Annotated in this window: 25 protein-coding genes and 1 tRNA gene; 2 read left to right on the top strand and 24 right to left on the bottom strand. The window is 38.7% G+C overall.

Annotated elements, in window-relative coordinates; all coding sequences use genetic code 11:
* Nucleotides 1–11 precede the first annotated feature (11 nt).
* Together V4T18_RS08490 and V4T18_RS08485 are read right to left on the bottom strand one after the other, a co-directional pair.
* A complete protein-coding gene (locus V4T18_RS08490; protein ID WP_332648651.1) occupies nt 12–809 on the bottom strand; it encodes a basic amino acid ABC transporter substrate-binding protein in 798 nt (265 codons plus the stop codon).
* Nucleotides 810–1,284: 475 nt separating this feature from the next.
* Nucleotides 1,285–1,359, bottom strand: a tRNA-Arg gene (locus V4T18_RS08485).
* Nucleotides 1,360–1,621: 262 nt separating this feature from the next.
* On the opposite strand from V4T18_RS08485, the gene clpP reads away from it, so the two are divergent.
* A complete protein-coding gene (gene clpP, locus V4T18_RS08480; RefSeq protein WP_332648649.1) occupies nt 1,622–2,215 on the top strand; it encodes an ATP-dependent Clp endopeptidase proteolytic subunit ClpP in 594 nt (197 codons plus the stop codon).
* A gap of 172 nt (nt 2,216–2,387) precedes the next feature.
* Here clpP and V4T18_RS08475 read toward each other — a convergent pair whose 3' ends face one another.
* From V4T18_RS08475 to V4T18_RS08375, 21 genes are all read right to left on the bottom strand, one after another.
* Nucleotides 2,388–2,645, bottom strand: a complete 258-nt coding sequence (locus V4T18_RS08475; protein WP_332648647.1) for an HPr family phosphocarrier protein — start codon at nt 2,643–2,645, stop codon at nt 2,388–2,390.
* A gap of 110 nt (nt 2,646–2,755) precedes the next feature.
* Entirely contained in the window at nt 2,756–3,703 is a 948-nt protein-coding gene (gene whiA, locus V4T18_RS08470; protein WP_332648644.1) for a DNA-binding protein WhiA, read from the bottom strand.
* A gap of 51 nt (nt 3,704–3,754) precedes the next feature.
* Nucleotides 3,755–4,738 (bottom strand): gluconeogenesis factor YvcK family protein, encoded by a 984-nt coding sequence (locus tag V4T18_RS08465; RefSeq protein ID WP_332648642.1) that lies wholly within the window; start codon nt 4,736–4,738, stop codon nt 3,755–3,757.
* 4 nt (nt 4,739–4,742) lie between these two features.
* Entirely contained in the window at nt 4,743–5,627 is an 885-nt protein-coding gene (gene rapZ, locus V4T18_RS08460; protein ID WP_332648725.1) for an RNase adapter RapZ, read from the bottom strand.
* 24 nt (nt 5,628–5,651) lie between these two features.
* Nucleotides 5,652–6,119 carry an NUDIX hydrolase gene (locus V4T18_RS08455; RefSeq protein WP_332648640.1) on the bottom strand — a complete coding sequence of 156 codons (468 nt, stop codon included), beginning with the start codon at nt 6,117–6,119 and terminating at the stop codon, nt 5,652–5,654.
* Nucleotides 6,120–6,373: 254 nt separating this feature from the next.
* The gene (gene trxB / locus V4T18_RS08450; protein ID WP_332648638.1) at nt 6,374–7,318 is read right to left on the bottom strand and encodes a thioredoxin-disulfide reductase; all 945 of its coding nucleotides are present in this window, start codon (nt 7,316–7,318) and stop codon (nt 6,374–6,376) included.
* Between the two features lie 158 nt (nt 7,319–7,476).
* Nucleotides 7,477–8,997: a tetratricopeptide repeat protein gene (locus tag V4T18_RS08445; RefSeq protein WP_332648636.1), complete on the bottom strand. Its 1,521-nt coding sequence runs from the start codon at nt 8,995–8,997 to the stop codon at nt 7,477–7,479.
* Between the two features lie 469 nt (nt 8,998–9,466).
* A complete protein-coding gene (gene hisIE / locus V4T18_RS08440) occupies nt 9,467–10,087 on the bottom strand; it encodes a bifunctional phosphoribosyl-AMP cyclohydrolase/phosphoribosyl-ATP diphosphatase HisIE (RefSeq protein ID WP_332648634.1) in 621 nt (206 codons plus the stop codon).
* Entirely contained in the window at nt 10,084–10,842 is a 759-nt protein-coding gene (hisF, locus tag V4T18_RS08435; RefSeq protein ID WP_332648632.1) for an imidazole glycerol phosphate synthase subunit HisF, read from the bottom strand. The genes hisIE and hisF overlap by 4 nt, the downstream gene beginning before the upstream one ends.
* On the bottom strand, nt 10,836–11,465 hold the full coding sequence (gene hisH / locus V4T18_RS08430; protein ID WP_332648629.1) for an imidazole glycerol phosphate synthase subunit HisH: 630 nt from the start codon (nt 11,463–11,465) through the stop codon (nt 10,836–10,838). The genes hisF and hisH overlap by 7 nt, the downstream gene beginning before the upstream one ends.
* Nucleotides 11,466–12,062 carry an imidazoleglycerol-phosphate dehydratase HisB gene (hisB, locus tag V4T18_RS08425; protein WP_332648627.1) on the bottom strand — a complete coding sequence of 199 codons (597 nt, stop codon included), beginning with the start codon at nt 12,060–12,062 and terminating at the stop codon, nt 11,466–11,468.
* 1 nt (nt 12,063) lies between these two features.
* On the bottom strand, nt 12,064–13,344 hold the full coding sequence (gene hisD / locus V4T18_RS08420) for a histidinol dehydrogenase (RefSeq protein WP_332648625.1): 1,281 nt from the start codon (nt 13,342–13,344) through the stop codon (nt 12,064–12,066).
* 16 nt (nt 13,345–13,360) lie between these two features.
* Nucleotides 13,361–13,984, bottom strand: coding sequence for an ATP phosphoribosyltransferase (gene hisG, locus V4T18_RS08415; protein WP_332648623.1), 624 nt, complete (start codon nt 13,982–13,984; stop codon nt 13,361–13,363).
* Nucleotides 13,985–13,987: 3 nt separating this feature from the next.
* Nucleotides 13,988–15,148 carry an ATP phosphoribosyltransferase regulatory subunit gene (locus V4T18_RS08410; protein WP_332648621.1) on the bottom strand — a complete coding sequence of 387 codons (1,161 nt, stop codon included), beginning with the start codon at nt 15,146–15,148 and terminating at the stop codon, nt 13,988–13,990.
* A gap of 264 nt (nt 15,149–15,412) precedes the next feature.
* Nucleotides 15,413–15,943, bottom strand: coding sequence for an acyltransferase (locus tag V4T18_RS08405; RefSeq protein WP_332648619.1), 531 nt, complete (start codon nt 15,941–15,943; stop codon nt 15,413–15,415).
* Nucleotides 15,944–15,945: 2 nt separating this feature from the next.
* Complete coding sequence (ppaX, locus tag V4T18_RS08400; protein WP_332648617.1) at nt 15,946–16,587, bottom strand: pyrophosphatase PpaX; 642 nt, start codon at nt 16,585–16,587, stop codon at nt 15,946–15,948.
* Nucleotides 16,588–16,618: 31 nt separating this feature from the next.
* Nucleotides 16,619–17,440, bottom strand: a complete 822-nt coding sequence (lgt, locus tag V4T18_RS08395) for a prolipoprotein diacylglyceryl transferase (RefSeq protein WP_332648615.1) — start codon at nt 17,438–17,440, stop codon at nt 16,619–16,621.
* A 19-nt stretch (nt 17,441–17,459) separates the two neighbouring features.
* Nucleotides 17,460–18,398: an HPr(Ser) kinase/phosphatase gene (gene hprK, locus V4T18_RS08390; protein ID WP_332648613.1), complete on the bottom strand. Its 939-nt coding sequence runs from the start codon at nt 18,396–18,398 to the stop codon at nt 17,460–17,462.
* A 128-nt stretch (nt 18,399–18,526) separates the two neighbouring features.
* The gene (cccB, locus tag V4T18_RS08385; RefSeq protein WP_332648611.1) at nt 18,527–18,874 is read right to left on the bottom strand and encodes a cytochrome c551; all 348 of its coding nucleotides are present in this window, start codon (nt 18,872–18,874) and stop codon (nt 18,527–18,529) included.
* Between the two features lie 51 nt (nt 18,875–18,925).
* A complete protein-coding gene (locus V4T18_RS08380; protein WP_332648723.1) occupies nt 18,926–19,741 on the bottom strand; it encodes a YitT family protein in 816 nt (271 codons plus the stop codon).
* A 196-nt stretch (nt 19,742–19,937) separates the two neighbouring features.
* Nucleotides 19,938–21,176 carry an EAL and HDOD domain-containing protein gene (locus tag V4T18_RS08375; RefSeq protein WP_332648609.1) on the bottom strand — a complete coding sequence of 413 codons (1,239 nt, stop codon included), beginning with the start codon at nt 21,174–21,176 and terminating at the stop codon, nt 19,938–19,940.
* 152 nt (nt 21,177–21,328) lie between these two features.
* On the opposite strand from V4T18_RS08375, the gene V4T18_RS08370 reads away from it, so the two are divergent.
* Nucleotides 21,329–22,105, top strand: coding sequence for an enoyl-CoA hydratase-related protein (locus tag V4T18_RS08370; protein ID WP_332648607.1), 777 nt, complete (start codon nt 21,329–21,331; stop codon nt 22,103–22,105).
* A 49-nt stretch (nt 22,106–22,154) separates the two neighbouring features.
* Here the strand turns inward: V4T18_RS08370 and V4T18_RS08365 are convergent, their stop codons facing one another.
* Nucleotides 22,155–22,793, bottom strand: coding sequence for a DedA family protein (locus tag V4T18_RS08365; protein WP_332648605.1), 639 nt, complete (start codon nt 22,791–22,793; stop codon nt 22,155–22,157).
* Nucleotides 22,794–22,840: the final 47 nt, after the last annotated feature.

Genomic DNA, 22,840 nt, shown 5'->3' with positions numbered 1-22,840 from the left:
CCACGTATAAATTATTTTAATTCTTGTGTAACCCCAGTATATTTCATGATAATCTCATCAAGCTTACCGTTGTCTTTAATTTTTTGAAGACCCTCATCTAATAGATCTAACAGTTCCCCGTTCCCTTTTTTAACCATATAACCGAAATAATCAAGTTCAAACGATTTATCCTCAATTGTTTTCAAGCCTGCATCCGGGTTATTTTTAATATATTCTAGAATTACAGCATTATCACCAATTGCCGCTTGAGCTGATCCATTTAAAACTTCCGTTAAAGCTACTGAGAAGTTTTCATAAGCTAGAATTTTTGTACTTCCTTTACCTTGTAGGTCCTGTGCCGCTATATGGCCCGTTGTATTTAATTGAACAGCTACTTTTTCATCCTTTAAATCTTTTAAAGACTCAATCTTTGAATCTTCCTTTGTTACGATTAATAATGAAGCTTCATAATACGGCTCTGTAAAGTCATAAGCTTTCTTACGATCTTCTGTAATAGTAATTGCAGCTGCACCCATATCGATCTCGCCTGTTGTTACTTGCGCAAGCATTGGATCCCAGCCAACATTTTTAATTTCAGTTTCAACGCCCATCTCTTCACCAATTGCCGCTAAAATTTCAGCATCTATACCAACTACATTCCCTTTTTCATCTAAATATTCGAATGGTGCGTACGTTGCTTCTGTACCGGCAACGATTTTTGTAATTTCTCCATCGGCACCTGTTTTTACATCATCCGAACCACAAGCAGCAAGAATCATTGAAGCCGCTGCGAAAGGTGCGATTATTTTAAAAATACTCTTTTTGAACATAATAAACTCCTCCTCTTATTATCAATTATCTGTGAGTTGATGATTAAATGATATTTACCATTATAGTAATTTCGGAATTTATATACAACATAAAATTTTATAAAAAATGATTAATATTTCACTTTGTTGAATTTTTATAACGTTTTTGATGAAAAAAATATACTAAAAGCAAATAATTATTCATCTTTACACAATTCTCCGGTATCAAAGAATTAAAAAAAGCCGTCACTTTTTTGTGACGACTGATGATCGGACCTTCATACTGTTATGTAGTCCGGAGATTAACCATTATATAAAACTGCAGAAGTTTTTTGTTGAATTAGTTTAAGAAGAATGAACTTGGGATAAAATGAATAGGTACAGTTGTTTTCAATTTACCCCACTTTTTTTCATTCCCCTGTGTCCGATTAGGCTGCTAAACTATCCGGGCACAATTGGGTATTGCTATTACACTTATATAATTGAAACAGTAAAATGGCGCCCTCGGAGGGAATCGAACCCCCAGCGGAAGAACCGGAATCTTCAGTGTTATCCATTACACCACGAGGACAATATAATTAAAATAAAAACAGTTAACGACTCCTATACTTTTGCACACTAATATAGTGCATTAAAAATACAAGATAATATCGCCAATAATATGACGACCTACCCATTATACAAGTGTATCCTGCACATTTCAACTATGAAAGTCGGAGTTTATATTTGACCTTCCTTGACTATAATGTGTATGATATTGGTACAGCTGAAAACCATTCCTTTTTTCAGCATTAAGTATTCGAATTAACCTTTTTAAAAGGAGGATTTTTACAATGAATTTAATACCTACAGTTATTGAGCAAACAAACCGCGGTGAACGTGCATACGACATCTATTCACGCCTATTAAAAGACCGTATCATTTTATTAGGAAGCGCGATTGACGACAATGTTGCCAACTCAATCGTAGCGCAGTTACTTTTCTTAGAAGCAGAAGACCCAGATAAAGATATTTTCCTTTACATTAACTCTCCGGGCGGATCCATTACAGCGGGGATGGCAATTTACGACACGATGAATTTCATTAAGCCACAAGTACAAACAATTTGTATCGGTATGGCTGCTTCTATGGGCGCATTCCTACTTTCTGCGGGTGAGCCAGGAAAACGCTATGCCTTACCAAATGCGGAAGTAATGATTCATCAACCACTAGGCGGCGCTCAAGGTCAGGCAACTGAAATCGAAATTGCTGCAAAACGCATTTTATTCTTACGTGAAAAATTAAATACAATTATGGCTAAAAATACTGGTCAAGATTACGAAACATTAGCTCGTGACACAGATCGTGATAACTTCATGACAGCAGAGCAAGCTAAATCATACGGCCTAATCGACAAAATTTTCGACCGTAACACTGACAAGAAATAATTTTTGTCCAGCGCATCGCTATAAAAGCGGTGCGTTTTTTGTTTTGCATCCGGAAGATTAATTAACCTATTTTCGGTTTTATTTATCTTCAACGTTATTTATCCTATCTTTTAATTATCCGACAACGTAAAAACACATAACCTAGGATCGGTCCAGGTTATGTGTTGATTCATTAATCTTCATGTTGGATTATAGCTGTTAATGCAGTAACGGCTTTTTCTGCATCGTCGCCTTCAGCCATTAACGTAACGACTGTTCCTTGAGCAATTGCTAAGCTCATAATGCCCATAATCGATTTGGCATTTACTTTTTTGTCGTCCTTTTGTAGGTATATATCTGCCTTAAAGCGGTTTGCTTCTTGCACGAAAAGTGCAGCTTGGCGCGCCTGTAAGCCAGTTTTTAATTTTACTTCTACTTGGTTTTCAACCATTCGCAAAACTCCCTTTCCTTACCGTACATCTACCTATAGTTTATCTTAACGAAATAGCACAAAAAGAACAATGTCTGATTATGAAATCGTTACCATTTTATTTTACAAGGCTATGAATTAATTTGCTCGCCTCTGCGAAGTGCATCAGCAATTTCGTCGATTTTTCGTAGTCGATGATTTACACCTGACTTACTAACAACTCCAGTCGATACCATTTCTCCTAGCTCCTTTAATGTTACGTCCTGATATTCGACACGTAGACGTGCAATTTCGCGAAGCTTTTCCGGCAACTGATCGAGCCCAATTGCATTCTCGATAAATCGAATATTATCGACTTGTCTTAGGGCTGCACCAATTGTTTTATTTAAGTTTGCTGTCTCACAATTGACGATGCGATTTACGCTATTACGCATATCTCGTACAATTCGCACGTCCTCGAATTTTAACATCGCCTGATGCGCTCCAACTAAGCTTAAAAAATCTGAAATCTTTTCCGCTTCCTTTAAGTACGTAACAAAGCCCTTTTTCCGCTCGATTGTTTTAGCGTTCAGCTGAAATTGATTCATTAAATCTGCAAGGGCTTCTCCATGCTCCTTATAAAGAGAATATACTTCAAGATGATATGCAGATGTTTCAGGATTATTAACAGAGCCCCCAGCGAGGAATGCGCCGCGCAAGTACGCTCGCTTATGATTATTTTTCGGTATAAGCGACTTCGAAATTGTATGATGAAATTGAAACTCGTCAGAAATAATTTGTAAATCTGTTAGCAATTCTCGAGCGCCGTCGCGAACACGACAAATATAAACATTATTCTTTTTTAAACGCATCTTTTTTCGAACGAGCAACTCAACATTATAAGGATATAATTTTTTGACAATTGTATAAAGACGCCTTGCAATGGCGGCATTTTCAGTCTGAACATCTAAGCTTAGTTGACGGTTTGCAAAGCTAAGAGAGCCGTTCATTCGAATGAGGGCGGATACTTCTGCCTTCAAGCTTAGATCATCTGCATCGACTTGCGTTAACTCCTTTTTTGTCTCTGAGGCAAATGACATAGAATTAACCCCCTTTCCATCACAATATGTATGTTTTATCATACCATATCGTTACGATAAACTCGTTCTTTCTTTTTCCTGGAGTTGTGTATATTCACAAAGCCAATCTGCTACACTAATCGCATCATGACGAACGACTCCTTTTGTAATAAGCGCTATTTCTCTTTTATTGATTTCTAATCCTAGCTCTTGTAAGCGCTCAATATCAAAATGAACTGGTTCAGCATTTTCCTCTTTATAGCTTTCCTTGATTGGCTGTGGTAGGTCTTCGTTATTAATCAATATCGACTCAAGAAACGTCTTGCCAACATGGAGATGAATAGCCGCTACATGATCAGCAGCACTGTAGCCAATCGTTTCTCCCTTTTGGGTCATTAAATTGCAAATATAGATTTTTTTAGCCCTAGCTCGTACGACTGCCTCTCCAATATCTTTCACAATTAAATTGGGAATAATGCTCGTATATAAGCTTCCTGGACCGATTAAAATATAATCTGCTCGATTAATCGCTCGAATCGCCGCTGGTAACGGTTGCGTATTTGGCGGCGTTAAAAAAACACGCTTTATAGGCTTGGTCGCATCAGAGATTTTTGATTCCCCCTGAATATACGTACCATCTTGTAACTCTGCGTGTAGTGTAACCTTTTTATTAGCTGCTGGAATTACCTTACCATGTACATTTAATACTTTACTCATTTCTGCAATGGCATGGCTAAAATCACCTGTTATTTCGGTTAAAGCGGTTAGCATTAGATTTCCTAATGAATGACCACCTAAATCATTGGAATTCGTAAAGCGATACTGAAACATCTGCTCTACTAATGGCTCTACATCCGATAGAGCAGCGATGACATTTCGTACATCGCCTGGTGGCGGGATATCATAATCATCACGTAGCCTTCCCGACGAGCCACCATCATCTGCTACTGTAACGATTGCAGTAATATCAAAATTATGTGTTTTTAAGCCGCGTACTAAAGTCGATAAACCTGTACCGCCGCCAATTACTACTATGCGCTTTTTCTTAATGCCCATTACATCAATCCTTTCGATGATGTTGATCGATATCTCTATGAGTAATTACGGTTTGTTGCGTATGACTTAACAGCTTTCCAAAATATTCTGCCAGCGTTACAGAGCGATGCTGACCTCCAGTACAGCCAAATGCAATAACAAGCTGAGATTTCCCCTCCGTTTTATATTGTGGAATCATAAAATGGAACAAGTCTGTTAGCTTTGCAATGAGCTGTTGTGTTTCATCTGTCGCCAAAACGTAGGACGATACTTCTGTTTGTAGCCCCGTTTTATGACGAAGCTCCTCTACGTAGTAAGGATTTTTTAAAAAACGAACATCAAACACTAAATCTGCATCAATCGGTATCCCATGCTTAAATCCAAAGGACATCACATTTATGGAGAATATCGGTGCACTCGTATTAGAAAACTCAAATGTGATGCGCTCTCGTAGTTCACGTGGCTTCATTTGAGACGTATTAAAAATCTTCTTGGCACGCCCCTTTAACTCCGATAGCATCTGACGCTCCTGCTGGATTCCTTCTAGCGGTGATCCAAGTGGTGAGAGTGGATGAGAGCGACGTGATTCTTTATAACGACGTACAAGCGTTTCATTATCTGCATCTAAAAATAGTATTTGCGGCGAAATATCCTCTTCCTTCACTAGGGCATCCAGCGCATCAATTAATGAATCAAAAAATTCTCTCCCTCGTAAGTCCATAACAGCGGCAATACGTGTAATTTTTTTCTCTGATTCTTTCATCAAAGCTAAAAATGTAGTTAGTAGTTCAGGAGGTAAATTATCCACACAATAATAGCCTAAATCCTCAAAGCTTTGTACAGCAACCGTTTTCCCTGCACCCGACATACCTGTAATGATTACTAATTCATGTGTATAGTGCTGACTTATAGCCACTTTAGATTCGCTTCCCTTCTATTGTTCAATTGACATTTGTATAGTTTCACTAATTAGCTCAAAATCCTGTGTATACTCAAATGTGCCATATTGTATTCCTTGTTTAGTAGAGGCAAATACTAGATTTGTACGATCTCCCTGCGCCATCGGAAGTGTTTTTAAGCTTTCAATAGTATGCCATGCTAGCTTGCCTTCTCGTGTTTCCTCAAAAGGTGTGCCTTCAACACCTTTTGCGACAAAGGTATATAGCATCCATTCATCGACAACTCTGTCTCCGCTTTTAATAACCATTGTAAAAACACCCTTTAAATGAATATCATGTGGTATTACATTTGTTTCCTCTTGAAACTCTCGAATGGCCGCCTCGTAAATGGATTCGCCACTTTCCATCTTTCCGCCAGGCGCGACGAACCACCCTCGTCGTGGCTTTTGCAATAGTAATACTTTGTTGTCCTTTATCGCTAACAGGTTGGCAATTCTTTGCATAACAAAAACACCTCAAATCTATTCTTTCACTTTTCTCCATTATAACTTGTTAGGGCGCATCGTTACAAAAGTATACAATCCTTTCTCATAAAAAAAGAGGCTGCCTCCGCTTTTTGCTTCGGAAACAACCTAAATATAAAGTATAAAAAAGGGGGTAAACTTCGTCAGATTGCCTAATCAACAATCTTACTATAAATCCATTTTACCCAATATTTGTTTCATTAAGGTTACAGTAGCATTAAATCCACGTAAAATTATTGCTCAAACTTTTCTTTTAGCTCTTCTACGAAATGCTGTGCTGCTTGTGCGGCAATACTGCCATCACCTGTTGCTGTAACGATTTGACGCAGCATTTTATCACGTACGTCACCAGCAGCAAAAATACCTGGCACTGCTGTCTCCATCTTTTCGTTCGTTACAACATAGCCGTTTTCATTTAAAATGTTAAGCTCTTTAAATGGTGCTGTTAGTGGGTCCATCCCGATGTAGATGAATACGCCATCTGCTTTAAATTCAGATTCTGTCCCATCTACTGTCGATTGAAGTGTAACACTTCCTACTTTGCCATCTACTTCATTAATTTCCTTTACAGTAGAATTCCAAATAAAGTCGACTTTTTCATTTGCAAATGCACGGTCTTGTAAAATTTTCTGTGCGCGTAATTGATCACGACGATGAACAATTGTTACTTTTTCAGCAAAGCGTGTTAAGTATACACCCTCTTCAACTGCAGAGTCACCACCGCCAACAACGACTAAATTTTTCCCTTTAAAGAATGCACCGTCACATACTGCACAGTAGCTGACACCACGACCACCAAGCTCTGCTTCACCTGGCACACCCATTTTTTTATATTCAGCACCCGTTGAAATAATGATAGAACGTGTTTTATATTCTTTATTTCCAGATTTAATCGTTTTGTACTGCTCACCATCGATGATTTCTGATACATCGCCATAAGCATACTCTGCACCAAATTTTTTCGCATGATCGAACATTTTCGTTGATAATTCTGGTCCTAAAATTGTATCAAAGCCAGGGTAGTTTTCTACTTCCTCTGTACTAGCCATTTGACCACCAGGAATACCGCGCTCAATCATTAATGTTGAAAGGTTTGCACGTGAAGTATAAACCGCCGCTGTCATACCTGCTGGGCCTGCTCCAATAATTACTACATCATAAATTTTTTCTTCCGTCATTGTAACTTCCTCCTCTGATTAGAAAAACACATCTCGTTCAAAACAAGGCGTGATACTGTCTATTCTTTTGCGGATATTCACTTTATTTTATACTTTCTTATGTGCCAAGTAAGTAATTATATCGTATGCGATGTAATTACTCTTTTCAACTTTTATGCTTATGATAATTGGGTTGGTACGAAATCGATTAGCTCATCACAATACTTTGTAAGTGTTGCTACAGATACTCCATACTGCCCTGCAAATCTCTTTTTCGTTACTTTTTCATCCATTGCAGAATGGAACATATAATCTACGGCAGCAGCTAATGCATTAACATTTTTGAACGGATAGCTTTCCTTTATTGCTATATCAAATAGCGCAAACCATAGCTGTAATACATGAGCTACCTCTTGTCGAATGCTACCATATTGATCTGCAATAACTTCAGCAACTGACATAGCTCGTATAAAGTGGAGCTCTGCTTTATTTTTTTCATTAAATTGATGACCAAGCCCATATGCCAAACATAGCTTTTCTAGTTCATTATATTTTGATACATCCAACCATTTTGGATGCGCAATAATCTCTTGCTTATAGGCAGAGCGCTTTAAAAGGAAAAAGCCAAATAATCGGTCGGATGTAAAGCTGCTATTGATTTTGTCGATAATAATTTCTCGACTATTTTCAAGTGAATTGTTTTTATTGTCTACTCCTAACCATGGCTCATAGCCTTCCTTCGATGGATCCAGTTCAAGTAGGTTATTCCAGGCTGATTTCGCAATACCTTCATGTCCTGAAAAATAAGCTGATTGGGCAAGCCAAAAATAAAAACCAGGATCCCCTTCAAAACCACGTCTACTCATTGAACGAAGCCATTTAAATGCTGTTTCATATTCACCGATTAGTGCTAATGTAGCCCCTAATTTATAGCGATTATCCCATTCATATGGCTGAATTTTTGTTAGCACCTCTAGCAAAGAGTTTAGCTCAGTGTCATTTTTTTCATAATAAGCAAACACAGCTAGATTACATAGGGCATGGAGATTGCCATGATTTTCTCGAAGCACATGATTTAATAATGCCTTTGCCTGTTCTGGCTCTCCGATATAAAAATAGGCAAGCGATAAATTGTTATAGGCCGGCCATGTATCTGGGAATTGCTCAATCAAGTCTTCTAGCACCGCTATCGCTTGCTCGAAGTCTCCTTTTTCCATAAATCGTCGTGCTTTTTCCTGTGAAAGCAATTTCTCAGAATCCTGCTCATCTAGCTCTTCCAAAGAGTCTCGCTCATATTCCACAAAATCTAAAATTTCACTAGCTTCCATGGCGTACATCCCATTTGGCTCTAGTTCTAAATATTTTTCCGCATACTTTTTGGCATCATGCATCAACCCGATGCAGCCTGACACTTCAGCTAGCATGAATATAAGCTCTGGCTCATTTGGATCTAGGCTATAGGCTGTATGTATAAGTTCATATGCATGGTCAAAGTTTTGGGCTTCCATTTCTAAAATGCCATATTGCAAAAGAATAAGCGCATCGTCTGGGCTTAGTTCTGCTGCACGTTTAATATATTTATACGCCTTATCCATTTGTTCGCGTTCCAATGCTGTAAGTGCTTTTTGGTAGTAATAGTCACCGTTCGGAATAAACGATACGACGTTAGTGTTCTTTTTTATTTGACGTTTATTTTCCAAAAATATTTCCTCCGAAACAATAAATAAGGAACGCTAGAACACGTTCCTCACAATAGTACCTATTATAGCACAAACAGCCTAAGAAACCGCTACATCTGTTCATGACGATTTTTAAACAATTATTATGGCATTAATTACATAGTTCATATTTTCTTATAAAATATGACTATTCGCACCGTTACGCTACAGGCGGACGCATTCTGAAGCTGTCGCCTTTCGACGCAGAAAACAGGAGTACTGCCTTCTTATTTTTTTCCTTCATGACGCTTTTGAAGTACATCTAGAACTTCGTATACATCAATTTTTTGCGTCTGCCGGCTGTCGCCTTTCGACGCAGAAAACAGGAGTACTGCCTTCTTATTTTTTACCCTCATGACGCTTTTGAAGAACATCTAGAACTTCGTATACATCAATTTTTTGCGTCTGCCGGCTGTCGCCTTTCGACGCAGAAAACATGAATATTTTCTGCTTATTTTTTTCCTTCATGACGCTTTTGAAGTACATCTAGAACTTCATATACATCAATTTTTTGCTCTTGTAGAAGGACTAGAAGGTGGTATAGTAGATCGGCTGCTTCCCATTTTACTTCTTCTTTATCACGGTTTTTAGCCCCGATGACAACCTCCGTTGCTTCTTCACCGACTTTTTTACAAATTTTATCGATCCCTTTATCGAATAAATATGTAGTGTATGCCCCTTCAGGCATATCGATTTCACGTTGACGAATAACCTCCACAAGCTGTGGCAGAATTCCGACTGATCCTGGTTTATCATTCTCTACTAGCTCTTTAGTAAAGCAAGATGTTGTGCCAGTATGACAGGCTGGACCGGCTGGCAAGACTTCAACAACTAATGCATCCCCGTCACAATCCCCTTTAATACATACAACCTTTTGTGTATTACCACTCGTTGCTCCTTTATGCCAAAGCTCCTGACGCGAACGTGAGTAGAACCATGTTTCATTCGTTTCAATAGTTTTAACTAAAGATTCCTCGTTCATATAGGCTACCGTTAATACTTCTTTTGATCTTGCATCTTGAACAACAGCTGTAATTAAGCCTTGCTCATTAAATTTTAACCCTTCAATCATCTGACACGAACTCCTTTATTCCGCAAGTAAGTTTTCACTTCTGCTACGCTTGTCTCTTTATAATGGAAAATCGATGCGGCTAATGCGGCATCTGTATCAACATCCTGTAAAACCTCTCTAAAGTGCTCTGCATTTCCTGCACCACCACTTGCAATGACTGGAACAGTGACAGCATCACGAACTGCTTTTGTCAGCTCTAAATCAAACCCGGATTTTTCACCATCCTGATTCATACTCGTTAAAAGAATTTCTCCTGCACCAAGTCGAACTGCTTCCTTTGCCCAGTCAATAGCCTTCCAAGCTGTTTTATTTCGTCCACCGTGCGTATACACCATCCAAGTACCATCCTCTTCACTGTATCGCGCATCAATCGCACAAACAATACATTGTGCACCGAAATAGTCAGAACCTTCTTTAATAAGCTCTGGTCGCTCTAAAGCAGATGTATTGACGGATACTTTATCTGCACCAGCACGTAAAATTCGTTTCATATCGTCAAGCGTGCGAATGCCACCACCAACCGTAAATGGAATGGCTAGTGTGGCTGCTGTTTGACGTACAACATCTGCCATCGTTTCGCGCCCTTCATGTGAAGCCGAGATATCAAGAAATACAAGCTCATCTGCACCTTGCTCATCATAAAACTTTGCCAGCTCGACTGGATCACCAGCATCTCGTATTTGGACAAATTGGATGCCCTTAACGACTCGTCCGTCCTTTACATCAAGACAAGGAATAATACGCTTTGTTAACATACTGCAACCTCCACTCCGTTCAGCCACTCTCTTAATAGGTACACGCCGAATTGACCCGATTTTTCTGGATGAAACTGCATACCTGTAAAGCTGCCATTTGCCACAATACCTGGTACAAGAACTCCCTCATAATCTGCTGAGGCAACAAGCTGTGATTTATCCATAGCAGTTGCATAAAACGAGTGTACAAAATATACATGACGATCCTGTGGTAGCTCTTTTTCAGCCAGCCAATCTGGAATCTGTGCTAATTCGAGTTCATTCCATCCCATATGCGGAATACGAGACACATCTTGGAAACGCTCAATACGACCTTTAAAAATGCCGAGACCACTCGTAGCTATCACTTCATCACTTTCCTCAAACAGCAGCTGCATTCCTAAGCAAATCCCTAATAACGGCTTGTTCGCTTCCTTCATTTCAAAAATAAACTCAATTAAACCTGTTTCCTTTAGACGCTTCATCGCATCTGGAAATGCTCCTACCCCTGGTAACACGAGTGCGTCCGCCTTGCGAAGCTCGTTGACATTCGATGTTACTACAACATCTGCCTTTAATCGTAGGAGCGCCTGTTCAACACTAAATAAGTTTCCCATTCCGTAATCAATGACTCCGATTTTCACTTATCCTAACAGTCCTTTCGTTGACGGTACGCCTTTAACACGTGGATCTAAACCTATCGCTGCATCTAATGCACGCGCTACTGCTTTAAACATCGCTTCAATAATATGATGCGTATTACTGCCATAAGGTACAAGTATGTGTAAATTAATGCGTGCCTCTAACGCAAATTTCCAAAAGAACTCATAAACAAGCTCCGTATCAAATGTGCCTACTTTTTCATTTAGGGCTGGTTCAACCCGATAAACAAATGCAGGGCGATCAGATAAATCAACAACAACTTGGGCAAGGGACTCATCCATTGGCACAAAGGCGTTGCCGTAGCGCTTTATTCCCTTTTTATCACCAAGTGCCTGACGGAATGCCTGCCCAAGGACAATGCCAATATCCTCTGTCGTATGATGATCGTCAATCCAAGTATCACCATTCGCGATAATTTTGCCATCAAATAATCCGTGTTTTAGGAATAGATCGAGCATATGATCTATAAATCCGATACCTGTTTCTATTTCAGCTTGTCCACTTCCGTCTAAATTTAATTCGACACTAATTTTAGTTTCGTTCGTATTCCGATCAATTTTTGCATAACGCTCTGCCATGTTATTCTTCTCCTTTATTCCATCCACGTGATTCTACTGCTCTTGCGTGACCTTCTAATCCTTCTAATCTAGCAAGTCGGGCAATTTTTGGTGCATTTTGTGCCCATGTTTTTTCACTATAATAAACAACGCTCGTCCGTTTAATAAAATCATCTACATTAAGGCCACTTGCAAAACGTGCTGTACTGTTTGTCGGTAGTACATGATTTGTGCCTGCAAAATAGTCTCCAACAGGCTCTGAGCTATAACGACCTATAAAAATGGCGCCAGCATGCTCGATTTGTTCTGATACCTCAACTGCATTTTCAGTGACAATTTCTAAATGCTCAGGAGCTAGTGAATTCACTGCAAGAATGGCATCTTCTAACGATTCCGCAACATATATATGCCCAAAATTTTCAATTGATTTACGTGCAATAGCCTCTTTTGGCAGCTCATTTAATTGCTTCTCTACTTCAAGCGCCACTTCCTCCGCTAATGCATCACTAGTCGTAATGAGAATGGCACAAGCTAGTGTATCGTGCTCTGCTTGAGAAAGAAGATCTGCTGCTACTTCATCTGCATAAGCTGTATCATCTGCAAGTACACAAATTTCAGATGGTCCTGCAATCATATCTATTGCTACTTCTCCAAACACTTCACGTTTAGCTAGGGCAACAAAAATATTACCTGGTCCTGTGATTTTATCCACCGGAGCGATTGTTTCTGTTCCATATGCAAGTGCTGCAATAGCCTGAGCACCACCTACTTTATAAATTTCAGTAACACCTAAAATATGCACTGCAGCAAGCACTCCCGCTGGTAATTTCCCGTCTTTTCCTGCAGGTGAAGTCACTACAATGCGCTTAACTCCAGCCTCCTGTGCTGGAATAACATTCATCAACACCGAGGACGGATATGCAGCTAAACCACCTGGCACATATAATCCAACAGATTCGAGGGGTAAAATACGCTGTGCTAGCCATGATCCGTTATCAAGAGGCATTCTATAGCCTGTACGCTTTTGTTGCTCATGGTATAGACGAATATTCGCAGCAGCCTCCTGTAAATCCTTGTATACCTGTGGATCAAAGTCTGCTATTGCCTCCTCGATTTCAGCCTGCGTTACACGAAAGCTATCTGGTGAAAAGCCGTCCCATTTCTCACTATACTTACGAAGGGCCTCGTCACCTTGCTCACGGACATCCGCTAATACTTGGCGTACGACCCGCAGCTGCTCCTCATTGCCCCTATCTAAAGGACGTTTTAATGAAATTTCTTGCGTTAATGTTGTGATTTTCATTTAAACAACCTTCCTTCTACTGTACACATTTTTTTAATCGAGATACTAAATCCTGAATACGAGCACTCTTCATTCGATAGCTAACAGGGTTCGCGATCAATCGAGATGAAACATCCGAAATATGTTCATATTCCACTAATCCGTTTTCCTTTAATGTACGCCCTGTGGACACAATATCTACTATTCTATCCGCTAAGCCGATCATTGGTGCCAGCTCGATCGAACCATTCAATTCGATAATCTCTACCTGCTCGCCAATTCCTTTATAATATTTCGTTGCAATATTCGGATATTTCGTAGCAATTCTAGGCGCAATTTCATCCATTGCTGTATTAGGTAAGCCAGCTGAGGCTATGTAGCACTCACTAATTTTCAAATCTAACAGCTCATGAACAGTACGGCGTTGCTCAAGCAATACATCTTTGCCCGCGATGCCGATATCGGCTACTCCATGCTCAACATATACCGGCACATCCATTGGCTTCGCTAAAATAAAGCGGATTTTCTCTTCCGGAATTTCAATCATCAACTTTCGAGACATCTCAACTTCCTCAGGTAGATTAAACCCAGCTTGAAGTAGCATTTCGTAAGCCTCTTCAAAAATCCGTCCCTTTGGCATTGCAATTGTTAATTCATTCATTGCTTACGCCTCCTCGCCTACAAATTCATTTACTTGTTGGAATTGTGCTTTAAACCCTGCAACATTTTGTAATCCTTCTATGGATTGGAACGTTACTCGCTTTTGCTGTTCTCGTAACAACTGAGCTTGTGACAGTGCCTCCTGGAATCGATCCTGTGAAAATAAAACTAACACATTTTCCTGTTCGACTTCTTGGCGAGGCATCGCTTCTAATAAACGGTCCACACGAAGACCAAACCCTGTTGCCCCAACATTTGATCCGAAATGCTCGAGTAATCCATCATAGCGACCACCATTACCTAATGGGAATCCGCTACCTGAAGCAAACACTTCGAATAACATGCCAGTATAATAATTCATATGACTAGATAGGGTAAAATCGTATGCAATATATTCCTCATAGCCTGCTAAAACAAGTAGCTCCCATAGCTTTCGCATATATTCTAATGCGTCATTTTTACGCACATATTTCTCAATCCCTTCAATTGAAGAGAGCTTCATCGCTTCCTCAATAAAAGTAAACAATGCATCTGACTTTGTTTGTGGTAAATCGAAAGTGAGCACAGCTTCTTCAAATCCTACATAATTTCGTTGTACAAGGAGCTCATTTAATGTCCCTGCTTGCTCGGCACTTTCTGTATAATCCTTCAAAATACAGCTCAGTACACCAGCATGTCCAATCGTAATCTTGAAGGACTCGATCTTATAAGCCTTTACTAATTCGATTGCAGTAATAATAACCTCTGCATCTGCAAACACCGAAAAATCTCCAATTAGTTCGATGCCCATTTGCTCAAACTCTGCTGGCCGTCCTCCTTCTTGCTGTTGTGCACGAAATACATTTTCAAAATAAGCAAGGCGTTGTGGGATTTTTTCTTTTAATAATTTCGACGTAGCCACGCGAGCAATCGGTGTTGTCATATCTGGTCGTAAAACTAAAGTGTTCCCTTGACTATCAACTAATTTAAATAAAGTTGCATCATGAATGGCTGATGCTTTACCTACCGTATCATAATACTCGACTGATGGAGTTTTAATAAATTCAAATCCACGCTTGCGAAGCAGCTCGCTTCCTATTTTACGAACTGTTTCTAATTTCCCATAAATTTGAGGGAATGTATCGCGCATCCCAAGCGGCTTTTCAAACAATTTTATCGATGACATTTTGACACATCCTAAACAATTTACTTTAACGTACTAGAGTGATAAATTACTAATGTATAAAAGTTATTCTATCTTTATAACGCTCCTTCGTCAATCTTTCTACAGAAAATAACATTCCAAATTTTCTGTAACAGACTTTTCTGTCAATTATACACGAATAAAATACATTAGAAAAACACATCCCGAGCAAAAAATAAGGTGTAAGGATCTGCTTCATGAAAAAAAATCGACGAAACTCAACACTTTGAGTTTCGTCGATCCTTTTTAATTTTGCCATTTAGGATTATCTAAACCCTTTCGCTTTTCCATTTCTTCCGCCGTAAAAATAATTTGCATTGGATTGCCTCCTGCCATACAGCCAGCTGGCACATCCTTATGTACTAGCGTTGCAGCGGATACAATAGCACCATCACCAATTTCTACACCAGGTAAAATAGTTGAATTGGCACCGATCATTACATTGCTCCCGATTATTACATCACCTAATCGGTATTCGTCTATTAAATACTCATGCGCTAAAATTGTCGTATTAAAGCCGATAACAGAGTTATTTCCAATCGTAATACGCTCTGGAAACATCGTGTCTGGCATCACCATTAGGGCTAAGGATGTTTGCTCACCAATGTTCATTTTTAAAAATGATCGGTATAGCCAATTTTTAATACGAAGAAAAGGCATAAAACGCCCGATTTGAATAATGATAAAGCATTTCATCACCTTCCAAAAGGAAACTGTTTTATAAATATTCCATAATGAGTTTGCGCCTTCAACACGATAACGCTCAGTTTTTCTCATCGCTACGACCCTTTCACAATAGTGAGTAAATCCGACATATGCTGCAGCATATAATCCGGCTCGAATTTCTGTAGGAATGCCTCACCCTTTATTGACCATGCAACACCGGCAGTTCGTACACCTGCGTTTTTGCCCCCTTCAATATCATGTGAGTTATCTCCTACCATAATCACCTCTTGTTTTTTTAGCCCCAGCTTATTTAAGGCAAGTAGAATAGGCTCGGGATGTGGCTTGACGTACGTTACATCATCCTCGCCGATATAAAACTCAAAAGAATGCTCTGCCCCTAAAACACGTAGCCCTCTTTCAATACCAGCACGCTGCTTTGTCGATACAATTACTAAACGGATACCGATACTGTTTAATTCTTCTAAAGTTTCGACAACCGCGTCATATTGCTTAACAAGCGTATCATGATGGGCAATATTCCATTCCCGATATTTCGATTCAAGCTTATCAGATTCACCAGGCGCAAGCTCTTCAAAGGTCTCCTTTAAGGAAGGTCCAATGAATTTCAGGCAGTCTTCTGTCGAATATTGCCCAGGAAATCTTTCGCCAAGAACATACATGAATGTTTCAATAATCAACTCATTTGTATCTAGTAAAGTTCCATCAAAATCAAATAAGATTGCTTTAATCATCACTGTGATACCCCTTTAGTTTTTAGTTACTCTCTTATTTCTTATCTAAATAATGAACTACTGGGCGTACCTTCATACGACGATATACGATAGCTACTATACCGACTACAATTCCAATGATTGATACAACTTGTGCAGAGCGTAAATCTCCTACTAAATAAAGGCTATCTGTACGTAACCCCTCAATGAAGAATCGACCGAATGAATACCAAATTATATAGAAGAAGAACATTTCTCCTCGACGCCAATTTAGCTTTCTAGCGAAGAGTAAAATAACTAAACCGATAATATTCCATACCGATTCATATAAAAACGTCGGATGTACATACGTCCCATCCTTTTCAATATACATTTGCTCAATAATCCAATTCGGAAGCATTAAACCTTCTAAAAAGCTTCTACTAACAGGACCACCATAAGCCTCCTGATTAATAAAGTTCCCCCAGCGACCAATAATTTGTCCAACTAAAAGACTTGGTGCTGCAATATCTGCAATACGTAAAAAGCTCACATTTCGCTTTTTCGTAAATACATAGGCTGTAATAAAGGCACCTATTAAGGCACCATGAATGGCAATACCACCCGTCCAAATTTCAATAATTTTCCCTGGGTTTTCGCCGTAATAATCCCAGCGCATACTTACATAATAGATTCGAGCACTTAAAATCGAAATAGGAACAGCCCAAATCAGCATATCACTTAAAAAATCTTCATGAATACCTAATCGAACTGCCTCACGCTGTGCTAATAAATATGCCAGTACAATCCCTGATGCTATCAAAATTCCATACCAACGTACTGGAATTGGTCCTAAGTGAAAGGCAACAGGGTCTATGGCTAAAAGTGTTAAATCCATCTTTTTCTCCCTTCAATTTTTAGAAATCATCCATCTCATCATTTGATGCAATCATTTCATCTAGTCGACGTGAAAACTCCTCAGCTGCATTTACGCCCATTTTTTTGAGGCGATAATTCATGGCAGCTACTTCAATAATTACCGACACATTTCGCCCTGGTTGAACAGGAATTGTTAGCTTCGTCACGTCCGTATCAATAATTCGCATTTTTTCTTCATCTAATCCTAGACGATCATACGCCTTCTCAGGATCCCAAGTTTCAAGTTCGACAATCAACGTAATACGCTTGTATGGGCGAACAGCACTGGCACCAAAAAGGGTCATAATATCAATAATTCCTATTCCACGAATTTCCAACAAGTGCTCAAGTAAAGGTGGTGGACTCCCAATTAATAAATTATCCGACTCCTGACGAATTTCTACACAATCATCCGCAACTAGTCGATGCCCTTTTTTTACAAGCTCTAGTGCCGTTTCACTTTTTCCGACACCACTTTTCCCCATTAAAAGGACACCGATACCATAGACATCTACTAGCACTCCGTGAATAGCCGTTTTCGGTGCTAGCTTACTTTCTAAAAAGTTTGTAAGTCGGCTTGAGAAGCGTGTTGTTGTAAGCTTCGTAATCAGTACTGGCACAGAATTTTCTTCTGATGCATGTATTAACTCCTGGGGTACTTCAAGCTCCCTTGAAATAAAGATGGCTGGGGTATTTTGAGAGCATAGGCGCATCATCCGATCTAATTTTTCATCCGCTGGTAACATTTCAAAAAAGGATAACTCTGTCTTTCCAAGAAGCTGTACACGCTCAGCAGGATAATGTGTAAAATAGCCTGCCATTTCTAAACCTGGGCGAGAAATATCGCTCATTGTAATGTACCTTCCAATTCCTTCATGCCCACTGACAAGCTGCAAATCAAACTTTTCCATTACATCTCTTACTGTAACTTGAATCATGTTATACTCTCCAATCATTGGACTCCCATATTGTACTATTTTAACATGCCTACATCATTTTGCTATGAATTTACCTCATAAAGAAACGAGGACAGGGCACAGAGCCCCATCCTCGTTCTATATCTTCATTATTTCTGTTCAGCTAACCATTTAGCCATTGCCTCTGCTTCTTCACCTTTAACGAGTCCAGCAGGCATATTATTCTTACCATTCTCGATAATATCAAGAATTTCATCTTGACTTAGGCGAGAGCCAACATCATTTAAGGCTGGATAGTTCCCCATACCTTGTAAATTACCGCCGTGACAAGTTCCACATTTTTGTTGTGCTACTTTTTCAATCTCAACTTGTGTTGTTTCGTTCGATGGCGATTCATTATTTGCATTGTCGTTGTTATCTTCTTTATCTCCGCCACCACATGCTACTAAAAATAGCGCCGAACCAAATACGAATGTTGCTAACCATTTCTTTTTCATTTTCTTGCCCCTCCAAAAATGAATTGTATTACAAAACCTATTATAGCAAATTTATGCACGTTTGAAACCTTCACCGAGTACCTCATAGGCATCCGAAACAATTACAAACGCTGTTGGATCAATTCTTTTGACAACTTGTTTCAGCTTTGTGAACTCTGTTTGATAGACTACTACCATAAGGACCGGCTTATCCGTTCCAGTATAGCCTCCGACTGCTGGAATCTTTGTGACACCACGGTTAACTTCCTGATAAATCGCATCACGGAGCTCGTCCTGCTTAGTAGTAATAATATAAACCATTTTGGATTGACTTAAACCGAGCTGTACAATATCGATCGTTTTTGTCGTAACATATAAACCGATTAGGGCGTATAACCCCTTCTCTAAATCAAACACAATAGCTGCACTTATTGCGATAATACCATCAATTAAAAGTACGCTTGTGCCGAGTGTAAACCCTAAATATTTTGTAATTATTTGCGCAAGTAAATCTGTTCCACCTGTAGAGGCCTTCCCTTTAAAAACAAGACCTATTCCGAAACCTACAAATATTCCGCCAAAAATAGCACCGAGTAGCGGATTAAGCGTCCATGCATCCCACTTCTCTGTTACAATAACAAAAAACGGTAGCGCTATTGTACCGATAAATGATTTGAGACCAAACTTCTTTCCTAATATAAATACACCAGCTATAAATAATGGAATATTAAAGGCATATTGCACAATCCCTGCATTCCACCCAAAAAGTCCGTGCAAAATCGTACTTATGCCGCTTACACCACCAGATGCGACCTGATTTGGAAATAGGAATGCATTAAAGCCAATTGCAATAACTGCGGCGCCTGCAATGACAAGTAAATATTCCATAATCGTATCTTTTGCAGAAATTTGTTCGTTATTCACTTTTTTACCTTCCTTTATTTGTTGGATTTCTCCTATTTCAGCCATGATTATAGCAAATGATCCTTTAAAAGAGAACTTCATCTTGATGAAGTTTCTGAAAATTGATAGTAGGTTCTAAAAAATAAGCCCCATAAGCTTTTATAACTTATAGGACAATCTATTAATACGTATGGAATGTTTCTTCTACCCAGTCATTTGCATCACTATAAATTTGCATAATGGCATCTTTCGATAATTTAAGCTGACTTCCAAGCTGATCTACAGTTTCCCAATCTGCTTTACTTAAAGCAATACTAAAATTAAAATAAGGTGTCATTTCAGTATTTCCACCACTAATTGTTTCTGCAATTTCCTCTGAAAATGGGAGCTGCTTTAGGATTAAATTTAATGGTCGATTTAATAATGAATCGATTAGAGAAAAAAGGCCAACTAAAAAATATTCTGAAAAGTTTTTCTTATAATTTAACTTTGCTAGCTTTTCACATACTTTAGCTCTGAATAAGGAACGACGCATAAGCTCTATAAATAAATCATTATTATCCTTATTTTGCATATCTCTCATTGCTAATAAATAAATGTATCTTCGCAATTCGGACAGTCCAAGCATTAGTATCGCCTGCTTAATTGATCGAACCTTTGATTTAGAGCGCTTTGTTGAGTTATTGATAAGCTGTAACAATTTTAACGATAAAGAAATATCTCGTTCAATACTTTCTGCTAGTTCATTAATATTCGGCTCATTATCCCGAAGTAACGACATAATTTGAAAATATTGAATTGTATTTGCCGGTATGTCCGTAGATTTTAATATCTGAGGTTGTTCAAAGAAATAGCCTTGAAATAAGGAATAGCCTGAATGCTTTGCCACGTCAAATTGATTACGCGTTTCCACCTTTTCTGCTAATAGTTTAATATGTGGAAAATTACTCTTCACCTTTGATTCGATTTCCATCCGCTCAAGTAGAGGGGAGAATAAAAAGTCGACCTTTATATAATCAATGTACGTGAATAATTCATCGTAAATTTGTACACTTTCATCAAGAATAAAATCATCTAGCGCAATTTTAAAGCCTTTTTCCTTTAATTCTGCCACCTTACTAATCAGTTTTTTTGTAATAGGAACATCTTCTAGTATTTCAATAACAATATTCGCTGGATCTAAATAGTCAGTTAACGGACCCATTAATAGATTTTCAGTAAAATTAACAAAACACGGTCGTCCATTCCCTACTTCATCTATACCTATTGATAAAAAAGAATTCACTAATACATCCACTGTAGCAGCATCCGAATCAACAAGTGGGAAGGAATTATTATTTTTATTTCGATATAATAACTCATACGCAACAACCCGTTCATGAAGATTGAAGATAGGTTGTCTTCCAATAAAAACTTCCATTTGGAGTGCCTCGCTTTACGATTAACTTTTTATATATTATACCATAACGACGTTACTTTCTTATTACAGCAAGCTTTATCCTTGTAAAATTTGCACCAACAATTAATAACATAGTACTATAATAGAGAAAAATGAAATAAGGGGGTTATTTTTTGGATACCGTAAAGTATGAACAAAAACAGTTTACTGCCCATATTACATTAAACAGACCTGAATCTTTAAATGCCTTTAACTACGACATGCTATGTGAGCTAGGCACAATTATTGAATCGATTCGAATTCATCCTGACATACGTTTAGTTGTCATTTCTAGTGCGGGGGAAAAAGCATTTTCGGTTGGCGCTGATTTAAAGGAACGTATATCCTTACCCGAGTCTCTAGTACGACGAAACCTCAATAAATTCGGTGAGGTGTTTAATGCTATAGAACAATTGCCTCAGCCAACGATTTGTGTATTACAAGGCTATGCTTTTGGTGGAGGGCTAGAATTAGCACTCTCCTGTGATTTTCGGATTGCCTCAGACAATGTCGTTGTTGGCTTAACTGAAACTGGACTTGGGATTATTCCTGGAGCGGGGGGAACACAGCGATTACCACGACTTATTGGTGAAGCGAAGGCACTCGAATATATACTAACTGCAAAACGTATTTCTGCAGCAGAAGCCAACCAATGTGGTCTGCTCACAAAAGTTGCCCCTACAGATGAACTACAAGAGACTGTTGAGGCATTTTCAAATGAGCTTTTAAAAAATGCCCCGATTGCTGTGCAGCAAGCAAAATTTGCTATTAAGCAGGGCATGAAGGTAGATATTAGTACTGGTCTACAAATCGAACGAAAAGCATATGAAATGACCATTCCTACAAAGGATCGTATCGAGGCACTGCATGCATTTTCAGAAAAAAGAAAACCTAACTTTAAAGGAAATTAAAATAAAGGTGACAAGAAGATCGTCGAAAAACCGAACTTCTCGTCACCCTTTACTTTTTACGTGCTCGAATTGCACCGATAATTGCTGGTAGTACAGAGATTACAATAATTAATATTAATACTGTTGAAAAGTTATTTTTTACAATCGGAATGTTGCCAAAGAAATAACCCGCAAGCGTACAGCTCATTACCCATAGGAAAGCACCAACCACATTATAAAAAATAAAATATTTATAATTCATACGACTTGCCCCAGCTACGAATGGGATAAATGTACGTATAAACGGCATAAAACGTGCAATAACAATCGTTTTACCACCGTGCTTATTGAAAAACGCCTGTGCAGTTTCCATACGTTCTTTGTTTACTACACGACCTAAAAAGCTTTGTGGTGGAATCGCCATACCTACCTTTTTCCCAATATGGTAGTTTACTGTATCTCCAATGACAGCAGCAATAAAGAACACAATTAATAAAGTATAAATATTAAATGCTCCCAAAGCTGCCAGTGTACCAGCTGCAAACAGCAGCGAATCTCCTGGTAGGAATGGCATAATAACAATGCCAGTTTCTACAAAGACGATGGCAAATAAAATACCGTATGACCAAGCACCGAATCGCCCAATAATTTCGACGAGATGTTCATCAATATGCAAAATAAAATCAATCAAACCTTGAATTATCGACATAGCTGTACTCACTTTCAACTAAAATTCCCTACATTATTTTAGCATAA

The organism is Lysinibacillus sp. 54212, from assembly GCF_036662795.1.
Taxonomy (GTDB): domain Bacteria; phylum Bacillota; class Bacilli; order Bacillales_A; family Planococcaceae; genus Lysinibacillus_B.
Note: the sequence above shows the minus strand (reverse complement) of the source record. Positions and strands in the feature narration are given on the sequence as shown.

Bases quoted from the DNA above. Each gene is read 5' to 3' on its own strand.
- V4T18_RS08490 (WP_332648651.1), bottom strand. From the start codon at position 809: ATGTTCAAAAAGAGTATTTTTAAAATAATCGCACCTTTCGCAGCGGCT.
- clpP (WP_332648649.1), top strand. From the start codon at position 1,622: ATGAATTTAATACCTACAGTTATTGAGCAAACAAACCGCGGTGAACGT.
- V4T18_RS08475 (WP_332648647.1), bottom strand. From the start codon at position 2,645: ATGGTTGAAAACCAAGTAGAAGTAAAATTAAAAACTGGCTTACAGGCG.
- whiA (WP_332648644.1), bottom strand. From the start codon at position 3,703: ATGTCATTTGCCTCAGAGACAAAAAAGGAGTTAACGCAAGTCGATGCA.
- V4T18_RS08465 (WP_332648642.1), bottom strand. From the start codon at position 4,738: ATGGGCATTAAGAAAAAGCGCATAGTAGTAATTGGCGGCGGTACAGGT.
- V4T18_RS08455 (WP_332648640.1), bottom strand. From the start codon at position 6,119: ATGCAAAGAATTGCCAACCTGTTAGCGATAAAGGACAACAAAGTATTA.
- trxB (WP_332648638.1), bottom strand. From the start codon at position 7,318: ATGACGGAAGAAAAAATTTATGATGTAGTAATTATTGGAGCAGGCCCA.
- hisIE (WP_332648634.1), bottom strand. From the start codon at position 10,087: ATGATTGAAGGGTTAAAATTTAATGAGCAAGGCTTAATTACAGCTGTT.
- hisF (WP_332648632.1), bottom strand. From the start codon at position 10,842: ATGTTAACAAAGCGTATTATTCCTTGTCTTGATGTAAAGGACGGACGA.
- hisB (WP_332648627.1), bottom strand. From the start codon at position 12,062: ATGGCAGAGCGTTATGCAAAAATTGATCGGAATACGAACGAAACTAAA.
- hisD (WP_332648625.1), bottom strand. From the start codon at position 13,344: ATGAAAATCACAACATTAACGCAAGAAATTTCATTAAAACGTCCTTTA.
- hisG (WP_332648623.1), bottom strand. From the start codon at position 13,984: ATGAATGAATTAACAATTGCAATGCCAAAGGGACGGATTTTTGAAGAG.
- V4T18_RS08410 (WP_332648621.1), bottom strand. From the start codon at position 15,148: ATGTCATCGATAAAATTGTTTGAAAAGCCGCTTGGGATGCGCGATACA.
- V4T18_RS08405 (WP_332648619.1), bottom strand. From the start codon at position 15,943: ATGAGAAAAACTGAGCGTTATCGTGTTGAAGGCGCAAACTCATTATGG.
- lgt (WP_332648615.1), bottom strand. From the start codon at position 17,440: ATGGATTTAACACTTTTAGCCATAGACCCTGTTGCCTTTCACTTAGGA.
- hprK (WP_332648613.1), bottom strand. From the start codon at position 18,398: ATGATTCAAGTTACAGTAAGAGATGTAATGGAAAAGTTTGATTTGCAG.
- cccB (WP_332648611.1), bottom strand. From the start codon at position 18,874: ATGAAAAAGAAATGGTTAGCAACATTCGTATTTGGTTCGGCGCTATTT.
- V4T18_RS08380 (WP_332648723.1), bottom strand. From the start codon at position 19,741: ATGGAATATTTACTTGTCATTGCAGGCGCCGCAGTTATTGCAATTGGC.
- V4T18_RS08375 (WP_332648609.1), bottom strand. From the start codon at position 21,176: ATGGAAGTTTTTATTGGAAGACAACCTATCTTCAATCTTCATGAACGG.
- V4T18_RS08365 (WP_332648605.1), bottom strand. From the start codon at position 22,793: ATGTCGATAATTCAAGGTTTGATTGATTTTATTTTGCATATTGATGAA.